Origin of the sequence: Niallia endozanthoxylica (genome assembly GCF_008710145.1) — a bacterium.
Taxonomy (GTDB): domain Bacteria; phylum Bacillota; class Bacilli; order Bacillales; family Cytobacillaceae; genus Bacillus_BD; species Bacillus_BD endozanthoxylica.
Genome location: NZ_VYKL01000010.1, coordinates 163,192 through 176,085 on the forward strand (window position 1 = coordinate 163,192; position 12,894 = coordinate 176,085).

Here is a 12,894-nt window from a genome sequence, read left to right on the forward strand (position 1 = left end):
AAGGCAGGTAAAACAATGGTTTCAGTTCCCACTAAGAATACAATCCTTAAAGAAGGAGAGCTATTACAGGAGCAGCCTACCACTTTTACTGTTGCATCGCTGCTGTCTATGCACTTGAAAAAATTTGGTGTATCACATGTATTTGGGATACCGGGAAAAGCTGTGACACCTTTGATTGTTGAGATGGATCGTCAAGGTCTTCAGTATGTATTAAGTAAGTTTGAGGGAGGAGCCGGGTATGAGGCTGCCGGCTTTGCGCTGGCTTCAGGTACTTTAGGTGTGGCGATTGGGACGTCTGGACCAGGCGGGACCAATATGATTACATCTGCAGCTCAGGCGAAGGCTTCACATGCCCCTGTGTTATTTATCACGGGCCATCCGACCGTGAAATCAACCGGAAAAGCACTTGGTCAGGATGCTTCCAGCTTTGGAACGGATATTGTCCGCTTATTTGAACCCGTGACAAAATTTAGCCGCACAGTTGAACGTGGAGATTTGTTTTCTGTGTATTTCAGTCATGCGATTGAGCAGGCTTTTACCGGGATCAAAGGGCCTGTTCACTTAAATATTCCATCAGATGTACTAATGGAGGAAATAGAGCCGTTCGATATTCCGGTTCCATTTAGTGTGAGGCCAGTAATCTCTTCTAATTTAGAGGAAGTGATTCAGGTTCTAGATCAAGCGAAGAAACCCGTGTTGTTTTTAGGAAAAGGAGTCCATTCATCCAAGGCTTATGAAGAAGTTCAGACGTTTGCTGAGCGTTGGAATATTCCTGTTATGACAACGCCTAGCGGAAAAGGTGCTTTTGCAACAACCCATGAATTGTCATTAGGCGGATTTGGTGTTGGAGGAACGCCTGAGGCTGATCATTATTTGAAACAGGATGTAGATGTAATGGTTGTGATGGGAACTCGTCTATCCGATATGACCCTTGCCGGCATGACAAAGGATATGTATCCTCAAAAGATTATCCATTTTGATTTTGATATAACCTTTATTGGAAAATCTATAGCAGTGCCGACCATTCCTGTATTAGGGGATCTTAAGGCAAATATTGAAAAAATACTGGATTTAACTAGTAATCGAAAGGTAATTAAAGAATCACCAATAAAAAAGGTCCAATCTAACCCAGATAACTACTACAAGGATCCATTACTGTCTTCTGGGATGGCAATCAAAACAGTTCAATCAAGAATCCCGAAAGAAACTTTAATTTTTAGTGATTGTGGAAGCCATACCTTTTATGCCATTCGTGATTTGGAGATTTATCAACCAGGCAGTTTTATTTTTGATAGTTATTTTGGGGCCATGGGTCACGGAATAGGTTATGCAGTTGGAGCCAAGGCAGCACGCCCGGATCTTCCGATTGTCTGCTTAACAGGCGATGGTTGTCTGTTAATGCATGGTACGGAAATTTCTACCGCAGTTAATTATCATTTGCCGGTGATTTTTGTTGTGTTAAATAATGGTGGTTTGGATATGGTAAATAAAGGTATGGCCGCACACTTAGGAAAAGAAGTGGGGACAACATATGAAGTGCCAGTGAATGGGGCATTATTTGGACAAGCTCTTGGTGCCCATGGATTCCGCTGCCATACAATTGAAGAAATTCAGCATGCAATCGATTTCGCACTTGGGCATGATGGTCCTACGGTTGTAGAAATTATGGTAGATCCATTGGAAATTCCACCAACAATGAAGCGCGGCTAAAGAGAGGGATGATAAAATGACTGAAAATCATAAAGATAATCGTTATGAACATGGAGTTGAAATATTAAAGGGAATGATGGGGAAAAACGGGGACAAAATCATTGATGAGCTGAATCAGCTTCATCCCGATATTGCTCATTTTGTTATTGCAGGTTATGCCGATATATTTGGTCGGCCCGGCTTGGAGAAAAAAGAAAGAGCCATTGTGATTTTAACGGCGCTTATTGTACAGGGTCAAACGGATCAGCTTTATGCCCATACTTATACAGCTTTGAACTTAGGCTTAACGCCAAATGAAATCTTAGAAGTGATTATTCAGTGCACAGCCTATATCGGATTCCCACGATCCTTGAGTGCTCTAAAAGTCGTACAGGAAGTATTAAAGGAAAATGGGTTGGAATTTAATAAGTAAACTTATTTGAGTTTTTTATGACAGCAGGGGGATGGTATGATTGCTTTAGGTGAGCAATCATACCATCCCCCTGAACTTATATGAGCCACTTATCTTTTATATTAAATCATTGCAATATTCGTTGATGAGTTTTACGGCCCTTGTTTGGCTGATGTTTAAATCCTTGGCGACTTTTCTTGTGCTTCGGTGTTTCATATAAGATTTTCTTACAAAGGAACGTTTCACTTCATCGAGTGCGTCATCAAGATGGGGAGGAAGTTCCGTGCGAATTTGGGCGTTTACCTTTTCGATAATGATTTCGGGTAAATCTTGTAATTGGATGATTGAGTCACTTGTGACAATCAATCTTTCCATCAGATTTTCCAGCTGACGAATGTTTCCTGGCCATGAATATTGATTGAATAAATCAAGGCATTCTTGAGAGATTAACTTATTCATATTGTATTTCTTATTAATTTTATGCAAGAAGTTATAAGCTAATGGAATGATGTCTTCTTTACGCTCTCTTAGTGAAGGGATGTGTAAATCGATAATATTCAAGCGGTAAAATAAATCCTCCCTGAATTGACCCTGCTTGACCATTTCCTCCAGGTCACGGTTGGTTGCAGCAATAATACGGATATCGACTGTTTTTGTTTGATGTCCGCCAATTGGGATAAACTGCTTGTCCTGAAGGACCTGCAAGAGCTTCGCCTGTAAAGAAAGCGGCATTTCACCAATCTCATCAAGAAAAAGAGTGCCTTTATCCGCTGCTTCAATCAGACCGATTTTTCCTTTCTTTTTTGCTCCTGTAAAAGACCCTTCCACATACCCGAACAATTCGGATTCAAGGAGCTCTTCAGGAAGAGCTGCGCAATTTATTTTTAAAAACGTTTCATCTCTGCGATTACTAATTTCGTGAATATAACCGGCGAGTACACTTTTTCCGGTACCAGACTCACCTTGAATCAAAATAGTTGAATCAAAACCAGCTATTTTCTCACAAATCTTTAAAAGCTCTTTCATTTTTGCTGAGTTCGTAATGATGTTTGGGAATTCCTCCTCTGATGCGGGAGGTTTTTCTTTATCATTTTTCATACTCATAAACGTTTGCAGCTCCTGTGAGGTCGTCACAATTAGCTCAATTTCATTGTTATCATTCAGAATAGGAACAGCCGTTGTTAAGAGCTCAGCGCCTATATAGGTTTTTTGCCGAATGGTTACAGGTTTTTTCTCTTTAAAAACCAATGGAACAATGGAAGGCTTCCACAGTCCTCTATCCAATAAATCTGTATTATACTTCCCAATTACCTCCTGTGGCTTTAATCCGTAGTGCTTCTCGCAAACTCGGTTCACGTAAACAATCCGTTTTTCTCCATCAAGGACAAATATTTCATCAGAGGAGTAATCTAAGATATCTTTCAGCACATGTCCATTAATTTCGATGTCCATTGGTATATTTGCGTACTGACTCATGCGGGTGCCTCCTGTTTTGTATTTTCTAATAAAATGAACATAAAAGGTTACATATTTGAGTTGTTCTTGACTCATGATGAGTTGAATTCAACTCATAAAAATACAGTCAATTTATAATAATATGAAAATTTAAAGTAGTATACCCCCATTTTATAAGGATTTCGGATATTTTTTGAGGTTTTTTAAAGCTGGCACGCTACTTGCTTATATAAAAGACAAGAAAGTAATTTACAACATAAAGATGGTGGTAATAAGAATAATGTAGCAGACAAACTCATTAAATAAAATCGTTTTGATCTAGTACTGGTTTTAAAAAATAGCTTTGTTAGCGAATCATGTTGATAAGCCTGATTTTTGACTTATCCGTGAGAAATGTTCATTTCTCATGCTCTTCAGTTATACTGAAAGGTTGCTGCCACTTTATAACCGTACAGCTTGAGATGAGTCAAAATCAAACATGTTAATAAACAAATCCAAAAAATAAATGATTTAATCATGAGGAGGAATAAAACATGAGTTACAATCCAGTCCAAAATAAAGCGAGTAAAACATTTGAAAGAACATTGACATATGATTTATACACAGATCCAAAGGTATTTGAATTAGAGCAGGAATTCATTTTTTCAAAATCATGGCAGTTAGTTGGTCATGTTAGTCAATTAGAAAAAAATGGAGCCTTTTTTACAACGGAAGTAGCAGGTGAACCAATTATTGTTACTCGCGGGATGGACGGGGAAATCCGTGCTTTCTATAATGTATGTCCGCACCGTGCTACAAAGCTGGAGAAAAAGGAATCCGGTCAAAAGAAAATTCTTCAATGCGGATACCACGGTTGGACCTTCCACTTAGATGGCCAGCTTAATAAGGCGCCTAACTTCAGCGGTGAAGATGCAGCCTGTATCAGTGACCGCTGCTTACGAGGCGTAAGAATGGAAATCATGCAATCTTTTATCTTTGTGAACCTGGATGATGACGCCAAGCCGCTTAGTGAATCCTATGGAGATTTCTTTAGCAGATTGGATAAATACCCATTCTTGGGTGAGTTGAAACGAATCAATTCCAAAACGCGGGTGATTAAAGCAAACTGGAAGGCATTTATTGATAACTATTTAGAATGTGATCACTGCTATGTAGCGCACCCATCATTTGTTTCTACATTGGATATGAAAAACTATCAAATTATCACATGTGACAATTACTCTGTTCAAGGAACGGTTGTAAAGCCTGATAAACAAATGGGTACGGTTGATTTAAATGAAGCAGAAATGCAAGGCGGAGAATTTTTCTGGTTATGGCCGAATCTAATGATGACGATTTATCCTGGGCCAGGAAATATTGCGACCATTCAAATGATTCCCATTGACCATGAGACGACATTAGGTGTCTATACTTACTATTTTAGAGATGAAAATTTAACACAGGAAGAGAAGGATTTAGTGGCATTTGCCGAGCAGGTTCGTCAGGAAGACGTGGAGCTGGTTGAACTGGAACAGGTTGGATTCCGTTCCCGAGCTTTTAATAAAGGGGTCTATTCCCAATCTGAAAAAGGGATTGTTCAATTCCATGATATGGTACTGGAGGCATTAGGAAAATGACAAACAACGTTCAAGAATCTTTACAATTAAAGAAATATCTATTAATCGATGGTAAAAAGGTAGAGGCTGATGTGTATTCAGCCCTTTACTCACCATACTCTGGAGAAAAAATAGCTGAAATTGCTATGGCGGATGAGAAATTAGTAAAAGAAGCCATTTCGGCGGCGGATAAGGCCTTTCAAAAAATTGCTCACATGCCTGCTTACGAACGGTCAGCTATTTTAGAAAAAGTAGTAGATTTGCTAACAGAAAGGGCTGAAGAGGCTGCGAGAATCCTTGCTTTAGAGTGTGCTAAGCCGCTTACGTTTGCGAAGGCAGAGGTATCCCGTACAATTGAAACCTATAAGTTTGCGGCTGAAGAAGCGAAACGGATTCATGGAGAAACCATCCCGTTTGATGCTTCTCCAGGCGGTGTCGGAAGAATCGGTTATACGGTCCGTAAACCGATTGGCGTAATAGGAGCAATTACACCATTTAACTTTCCGTTAAATTTAGTTGCTCACAAAGTCGGACCTGCGATTGCATCAGGGAACTCAATTGTATTAAAACCGGCATCTCAAACTCCGCTGTCTGCTTTATTTATTGCAGAACTATTCCATGAAGCAGGGCTGCCTGATGGTGTTCTGAATGTTGTCACAGGTGCCGGCAGTGTAGTTGGTGAAACGCTGATTCATGATGACCGTGTGCAAATGATTACCTTTACGGGAAGCCCGGCAGTAGGGATTGGAATCCGTAATAAAGCCGGATTAAAGAAAACAACACTAGAATTAGGCTCTAATGCGGCCGTCATTGTTGATAAAAACGTCGAGATTGATAGAATAATAGATAGATGTGTAATGGGTGCGTTTTCAAACCAAGGACAAGTCTGCATTTCTTTGCAGCGAATTTATGCACATGAAGATATTTATGATGAATTAGTGGGGAAATTAGTAGTAGCAACTAAACAGTTGAAAATTGGAGACCCACTAAATCAGGAAACCGATATCTCTGCTTTGATTTCGAAAACTGAAACAGAACGGGCATTTAGCTGGATTGGCGAAGCGAAAGAGCAGGGGGCTGTCGTTTTAACAGGCGGACAGATAGAAGATGGAATTTTACAGCCGACGATTTTGACTAATGTTCATCCGACGTTAAAGGTATCCTGTCAGGAAGTGTTTGCACCGATTGTGATTGTCAACAAGGTGAGCTCAGTTGATGAAGCCATCCAGTATGTAAATGATTCACGTTACGGTCTGCAGGCAGGAATTTACACAGACAATGTCCATCAGGCATTACATGCAGCAAACAAGCTAGAGGTAGGTGCTGTCTTAATTAATGACATTCCGACATTCCGTGTCGACCATATGCCATATGGCGGTGTCAAAGAAAGCGGCACAGGAAGAGAAGGCATTAAATATGCGATTGAAGAAATGACAGAATTGAAGTTGGTTGTTTGGAATCAAAATGTGTAAGCTTATCAACAGGAAAAAGGAGACAAGCGATGAAAAAGTTTAAAATTGCTTCCATTCCAGGTGATGGAATTGGACCGGAAGTTATTCGGGAAGGAATCAAAATTTTAAATAAAATTGCTGAAGCGGATGGAACCTTTCAGTTTGAATTCACGGAATTTCCATGGGGCTGTGAATATTATACAAAGCACGGCGTGATGATGGATGAAGACGGAATGGAAAAGCTAAAAGATTACGATGCAATCTATTTGGGAGCTGTCGGTTATCCGGGTGTGCCTGATCATATCTCATTATGGGATTTACTGTTAAGGATCCGCAAGGGATTTGATCAATATGTTAATATTAGACCAATCACCTTATTGGAAGCAGCGCCATGTCCATTAAAGGATACCAATCGTGAAGATGTCAATATGTTGTTTATCCGTGAAAATAGTGAAGGGGAATACGCGGGAGCAGGAGACTGGCTGTTTAAAGGAAAAGAAAATGAAGTTGTTCTTCAAAATGGAGTATTTTCCCGCAAAGGAACGGAGCGAATTATCCGCTATGCCTTTGAAACGGCCAGAAAAGAAGGAAGAACACTGACAAGCATCAGTAAAGGCAATGCGTTAAATTATTCGATGGTCTTCTGGGATCAAGTGTTTGAAGAAGTCAGCAGGGAGTACCCGGATGTAAAGACAGCATCTTACCTTGTCGATGCAGCGGCTATGCTAATGATTAAGGATCCAAAACGTTTTGAAGTGGTCGTAACCTCCAACCTATTCGGTGATATTTTAACTGATCTGGGTGCAGCGATTGCAGGCGGCATTGGTTTAGCTGCCGGAGCGAATATCAACCCCGAGCGAGAGTACCCATCAATGTTCGAACCGATTCATGGTTCTGCACCGGATATTGCCGGACAAAATATTGCCAATCCACTTGCAGCCATTTGGTCTGCAAGCCAAATGATGGACTTTTTCGGTTATGAAAACTACGGAAAAAATATCTTACAGGCAATTGAAAAGGTATTAATAGATGGGAATGTACTCACAACAGATATGGGTGGGACAGCTACAACCGAGCAGGTAGGAAGTCAGGTGGTGAATTATTTGGAAGAAATGCTGGCTCAGCAGACAGTTAAAAAAAGATAAAGGAACAGACAATCACATGAGGAATCTCGTGTGATTGTCTGATAATATTTCTGAAAATTACAAAAATATGGAATTGAGGGATGACATGAAAAGGGAGAGTAAGATTGATAAGCAGATACTAAGCATGGCCTTAGTGTTGATTCTTGTAATCACAGTACCGATTTTAATTAATCCCGAAAAAGGGACAGCCTTTTTAAATGGAGTATTAAATTTTATCACAGGTAATTTCGGCTCATTTTATTTATGGGTATGTTTAGGGATATTTGGCTTCCTCTTTTGGTTGGCATTTAGTAAATATGGAAAAATTAGATTTGGGAATGAGAAGCCTGAATTTTCAACTTTCAGCTGGCTTGCATTAATTTTTACTGCCGGTATTGGTTCTGGGATTATGTACTGGGGCATTATTGAATGGGCATTTTATTATGATTCACCGCCGTTTGGCTTAGAGTCTGGAAGTGTGGAAGCAGCAGGCTTTGCCTCTACCTATGGGATGTTTCACTGGGGATTTTCGGCATGGGCTATTTATTGTGTACCGTCGATTCCGATTGCCTACGCTTTATATGTAAGAAACTATAACTCGGTTCGTTTGAGTACAGCCTGTCGCGGCATTATCGGTGACCGTGCCGATGGCTGGTTAGGAAAAGTGATTGATGTTTGTTTTATGTTTGGTTTAATGGGCGGGATTGGAACGTCTTTAGCATTAGGTACACCGTTAATTGCTGAAGGGATTCATCAGTGGTTTGGTATCGAGAAGACAACAGGGCTGAATTTGAGTATCGTATTAGGATTAACCGTCTTTTTCTGTATCTGTTTATTCTTTGGACTGAAAAAAGGTTTGAAGCTGTTAAGTGATTGGAATTTATACTTGTATTTAGCATTAGCTGTTTTTGTAATTATTTTTGGACCGACTGCGTTTATTCTTTCAACGTTCACAGACAGTGTTGGAATCTTGCTCCAAAACTTCTTTAGAATGAGCCTTTACACAGATCCCGTTGGGAAGTCTGGTTTCAGTGAAGCATGGACGATTTTCTATTGGGGCTGGTGGTTCTCCTATGCACCGTTTACAGGAATGTTTGCAGCACGTATTTCCAAAGGAAGAAGTATTAAAGAGCTGATTCTTGGGCAATTAGTCGGTGGTACCATCGGCTGTTGGGTGAGTTTTGCGGTGTTTGGAAATACAAGTATGTTTTTTGAAATTACAGGTGCAGCTCCTATTGTTGAAACATTGAATGCTGAAGGTGCTCCGGCAGCCATCATTGCCACTTTGCAAGCTCTTCCGCTTGGTAGCATAGTGACTGTGTTATATGTACTCATAGCTGCGATTTTCCTTGCTACAACCGTTAACTCAGGTGCTTATACATTGGCAGACGTTGCTTCTAAAAATTTACGCAAAGGTGAAGAACCTGTTCGCTGGTACCGTGTATTCTGGGGTATTCTTTTAACAGGGATTTCGATTGTATTAATGTATGGAGAGGCATTAAATGCCTTGCAAACGCTAACAATCATCACGGCGCTGCCATTAGTTTTTATTATGATTCTCATGATTGCTTCTTTTGTCAAATGGATCAAAGAAGATGAAATACTGCACTTCGGTACAGAATCAAACAAAGAAATAAAAGTAATAAAAGAAGACAAGAGCCTAACAAATATCGAAGTAAATATCACAAGTAAAAATGAAGAGGTAATCTGAAGCAAGATTACTCCTGATTCTAATAACCAAAAAAAGCAAAACAGGTAGCAACTTTTAAATTCTGCCTGTTTTGTTTTTTTATTCCCTTTTTTATCTAGTAACAGGGCTCATTAGGGATGACATATTCCATCGTATTTAGTCATAAAAAATAAAAGACTATTCGTTAGGGGTTGATCTATGTGCCGACAAGGTATAGAAAATGGTCAAAATTTTCTTACCCCGGAGATGCAGCACCGCCTATTGGCAATCCAGCACCAGCAAATGGGCCGATGTTTTTTATTTATCGACCACAAAATAATGAATTCTTTGATCCTTTTCGGCAGCGTATTGTCTGGAACATTAGACATCCAGATCAAATGAATTGGGAAGCGGAATTGACTCTCGTACAACAAATTCAAGCATCCTTAACTCCCGAACAAGAACGTATTGCCCAATATTGGGGAACAGGGGAAGCGACGGAAAAAATGACTAGGCTCATTTTCCATCTGGCTGATAAATATAGAATAGGTTCCCCGATGACTGCCAGGATATTAGCGTTTTTTCATGCAGCTATTAATGATGCTTTTGTCATGTCTTGGTACTTCAAATATCTTTGGGATGTCGCGCGTCCTAATCAATATAATCAGGATCTATCCACTGTCGTGTTCACGCCCCGGTTTCCATCCTATCCGTCAGCACATGCAACGGTTGCAGGCTGTGCAGAAGTCATAATGAGTTATTTCTTTCCGAGAGAAGCAGCTATCATCAAAAGAATGGTAGAAGAATGTGCTCTTTCAAGGTTATATGCAGGAGTCCATTTCAAAATTGACAACGATGAAGGTCTTAGGCTGGGCAGGCAGATTGGTGGAATCGTCGTTCAACTAATGAGGGCACAAAACAGGTGAAATAATAGAAGGTGTCAGCACTACCATTCTATATCTAGTTTTTACACTGGATATAGAATGGTGGATACTTGACACCTTATTAACAGGAGTTGTGCTTATTTAATCATGGATATATACTGCTTTACTACTTCAAATACGTACTCTTGATTGGCTGCGGCTGTATTTGGATTGTACTTTCCTTGGTTCACTTTATTATTAGAAAGAATTCGGATGCCTAAGAATGGTACATGGTAAGCGCCGGCAATTTGAGCAGCTGAGGCGCCTTCCATTTCTTCAACAGATGTTCCGTATTTTTCATGAAACCACTTGATGCGGTCTACTTCATTATTCCAGATATCAGCTGATCCGATGGTTCCTTCGACCACTTTTCCCTTCGTGTATTTATTTTTCACAGCATTTGCGGCTGCAAGTAGTTTCTGATCACCCTCGAAGTAACGAATTTTTTCAGCACTAGGATCTTCGCCCGCACTTCCTTCAGAGGCCAATAGGTCCATGGGAATCCATTTAAACGGAGCACTTCCTTGACCTTCAGTTAGGTCGGGTGTTTTCATTGAACCAATATTTGTCGTTCTTTTTCCTAATACAATGTCAAACACGTTTAGATTTGCATCATGTCCGCCTGATGTTCCTTGATTGATAATGGCGATAGGGTTATATCGTTCAATGGCAACAGCGGTAGCGGCAGCTGTGTTTTCCATGCCTTTTCCCGTTTTTGTGACAATGACTGGATATTCATCCAAGGTTCCAATCCAAAAAATAAAGCTCCCGGATTTTTCTTCCTTTACGTTTTTCAGTCTTTTGGCTAAGCTTTCACCCTCAATGGGCATAGGTGCCTGAATAATAATCGGTCGTAGAGTATTTTCTGAAACGGCTTCCGATTTGTGTTGATATTGAGCTTTTGCAGTTGAAGTCACACCAACTGCTCCAAATAATAAAAGAACAGTCATGATTGTTGATACACATTTCTTTACCATGTTGAGCTTCATCATACATCCCTCTCATCCGTGAAAATGATTTTTGCATCCTCATCTATCTTTTTCACAAGGAGAAAAACTTATTCAATAAAATGGAGTGGCTGCTCTAACTGCTGTAGTCATGCAAGGTAGAAATCTGTGACATTTACTTAATTTCTCTTTTTGGTTGGATTTTCTTATTCATATTAAAAAAGCTAAATTGATGAGTTTACTATTTCACGATAAGATAAAAGAGTGTAAAATGTCTAAATAATCACATAAGGATGTTTGACATCAGGGAAAGGGGTTATTATGAAAAAAAGCAAATTTCACTATGCTTGGATCATCGTTTTTGTTACATTCTTATCGTTTTTAGCGGTCCAGGGCGGGCGCTTGGCATTTGGAGCATTCGTGGGACCTTGGGAAGAGGATCTAGCGATGGATAGAGGAACGACCTCGCTTATTTCTGCTTTAAGCTTTGTCATTTATGGTGTCTCACAGCCAATCATTGGAAGGTTCGTAGATAAGTATGGAGCTCGGTTGATTATTTCAGCTAGCACCTTATTAGTGGGAATCAGTTTCTTTTTCATCACATTTGTGAATCAGCCTTGGCAATTATTTGTTTTGTATGCTTTTGTTTCCATTGGCGTAGGTGGAGCGTCGAATGTAGCGGGTACAGTACTTGTCATGAATTGGTTCAATAAAAAGCGCGGATTGGCGTTAGGGATTTTGGAGGCAGGCTTTGGGTTTGGTCAAATGCTGCTGGTTCCGGGTTCTCTTTTACTCATTCAATATGTTGATTGGAGAATGACGAATTTATTATTAAGTATCTTTTTAATCGTAATCGTCTTCCCGGTCGTACTGATTTTTTTACGAAATCAACCGACAGAAAAAGGACTGCAGCCGGTAGGAGGTCTATTGGAGGAAGCACAGGTAACGAAAGAGGACAAGCCTCAAGCAAAATTATCAATAGGAGCGGTATTGCAAAAAAGGCAATTTTGGTTCTTGATGCTGCCATTTGCGGTGTGTGGTTTTACGACAACTGGCTTAATGGATACGCACTTGATTCCTTTATCCCATAATCATGGATTTTCAACATCAGTTACAAGTGCTGCTGTTAGTCTATTAGCAGCTTTTAATATTATTGGCATTCTGTTATCTGGTGTGATTATTGATTACTGGAGCAGCCGGAAATTACTTGTCTTCTTATATATCACGCGCGCCTTATCTATTGTGATTCTTGTCTATTCTCATAATCCGCTATTATTATTGATTTTTGCGGCATTGTTTGGACTAGTTGATTTTGCAACCGTTGCACCGACACAATTGTTAGCGGCTGAATATTTCAAAAAATATTCGATTGGCTTTATCGTAGGCTGTTTATCTTTAAGTCACCAAGTAGGCTCAGCGTTAGGGGCCTATGTACCTGGTTATTTCTATAATCTATCGGGAAATTATAATATCTCCTTGTATATTTCAATCGTTATCTTAGTGGCAGCTTCTCTAATGAATTTCTTGCTTCCTGAACCTGACAAAGTAAAAACGGCGAAAACTGTGGAGTCTGTAGAACTGCCAAGTTGATTAGAAGAAAATAATACGGTACCTTTCGAAATAGGAATG

Annotated in this window: 9 protein-coding genes and 1 pseudogene; 8 read left to right on the plus strand and 2 right to left on the minus strand. The window is 39.9% G+C overall.

The annotated features are described in order from the left end of the window. Positions 1 to 15: 15 nt before the first annotated feature. On the plus strand, positions 16 to 1,710 hold the full coding sequence (locus F4V44_RS04280; RefSeq protein ID WP_150438748.1) for a thiamine pyrophosphate-binding protein: 1,695 nt from the start codon (positions 16 to 18) through the stop codon (positions 1,708 to 1,710). A 16-nt stretch (positions 1,711 to 1,726) separates the two neighbouring features. Continuing rightward, complete coding sequence (locus F4V44_RS04285; protein WP_150438749.1) at positions 1,727 to 2,122, plus strand: carboxymuconolactone decarboxylase family protein; 396 nt, start codon at positions 1,727 to 1,729, stop codon at positions 2,120 to 2,122. Positions 2,123 to 2,218: 96 nt separating this feature from the next. On the opposite strand, the gene F4V44_RS04290 is transcribed toward F4V44_RS04285, so the two are convergent. Continuing rightward, a complete protein-coding gene (locus tag F4V44_RS04290) occupies positions 2,219 to 3,577 on the minus strand; it encodes a sigma-54 interaction domain-containing protein (protein WP_223881791.1) in 1,359 nt (452 codons plus the stop codon). A gap of 512 nt (positions 3,578 to 4,089) precedes the next feature. Between F4V44_RS04290 and F4V44_RS04295 the strand changes: the two genes are divergently transcribed. The 5 genes from F4V44_RS04295 (at position 4,090) to F4V44_RS04315 (ending at position 10,321) form a co-directional block, all read left to right on the plus strand. Next, entirely contained in the window at positions 4,090 to 5,172 is a 1,083-nt protein-coding gene (locus F4V44_RS04295; RefSeq protein WP_150438750.1) for an aromatic ring-hydroxylating oxygenase subunit alpha, read from the plus strand. Next, the gene (locus F4V44_RS04300; RefSeq protein ID WP_150438751.1) at positions 5,169 to 6,623 is read left to right on the plus strand and encodes an aldehyde dehydrogenase family protein; all 1,455 of its coding nucleotides are present in this window, start codon (positions 5,169 to 5,171) and stop codon (positions 6,621 to 6,623) included. The genes F4V44_RS04295 and F4V44_RS04300 overlap by 4 nt, the downstream gene beginning before the upstream one ends. 29 nt (positions 6,624 to 6,652) lie before the next feature. Continuing rightward, complete coding sequence (locus tag F4V44_RS04305; RefSeq protein WP_150438752.1) at positions 6,653 to 7,747, plus strand: tartrate dehydrogenase; 1,095 nt, start codon at positions 6,653 to 6,655, stop codon at positions 7,745 to 7,747. Positions 7,748 to 7,832: 85 nt separating this feature from the next. Continuing rightward, a complete protein-coding gene (locus F4V44_RS04310; protein WP_191090559.1) occupies positions 7,833 to 9,437 on the plus strand; it encodes a BCCT family transporter in 1,605 nt (534 codons plus the stop codon). Positions 9,438 to 9,616: 179 nt separating this feature from the next. Beyond that, entirely contained in the window at positions 9,617 to 10,321 is a 705-nt protein-coding gene (locus F4V44_RS04315) for a vanadium-dependent haloperoxidase (protein ID WP_191090560.1), read from the plus strand. Between the two features lie 95 nt (positions 10,322 to 10,416). Here the strand turns inward: F4V44_RS04315 and F4V44_RS04320 are convergent. Beyond that, a pseudogene (locus tag F4V44_RS04320) lies at positions 10,417 to 11,169 on the minus strand (5'-methylthioadenosine/S-adenosylhomocysteine nucleosidase); the annotation flags it as partial. Positions 11,170 to 11,586: 417 nt separating this feature from the next. On the opposite strand from F4V44_RS04320, the gene F4V44_RS04325 reads away from it, so the two are divergent. Next, positions 11,587 to 12,855: an MFS transporter gene (locus F4V44_RS04325; RefSeq protein ID WP_150438754.1), complete on the plus strand. Its 1,269-nt coding sequence runs from the start codon at positions 11,587 to 11,589 to the stop codon at positions 12,853 to 12,855. Positions 12,856 to 12,894: the final 39 nt, after the last annotated feature.

Bases quoted from the DNA above. Each gene is read 5' to 3' on its own strand.
- F4V44_RS04280 (WP_150438748.1), top strand. From the start codon at position 16: ATGGTTTCAGTTCCCACTAAGAATACAATCCTTAAAGAAGGAGAGCTA.
- F4V44_RS04285 (WP_150438749.1), top strand. From the start codon at position 1,727: ATGACTGAAAATCATAAAGATAATCGTTATGAACATGGAGTTGAAATA.
- F4V44_RS04290 (WP_223881791.1), bottom strand. From the start codon at position 3,577: ATGAGTCAGTACGCAAATATACCAATGGACATCGAAATTAATGGACAT.
- F4V44_RS04295 (WP_150438750.1), top strand. From the start codon at position 4,090: ATGAGTTACAATCCAGTCCAAAATAAAGCGAGTAAAACATTTGAAAGA.
- F4V44_RS04300 (WP_150438751.1), top strand. From the start codon at position 5,169: ATGACAAACAACGTTCAAGAATCTTTACAATTAAAGAAATATCTATTA.
- F4V44_RS04305 (WP_150438752.1), top strand. From the start codon at position 6,653: ATGAAAAAGTTTAAAATTGCTTCCATTCCAGGTGATGGAATTGGACCG.
- F4V44_RS04310 (WP_191090559.1), top strand. From the start codon at position 7,833: ATGAAAAGGGAGAGTAAGATTGATAAGCAGATACTAAGCATGGCCTTA.
- F4V44_RS04325 (WP_150438754.1), top strand. From the start codon at position 11,587: ATGAAAAAAAGCAAATTTCACTATGCTTGGATCATCGTTTTTGTTACA.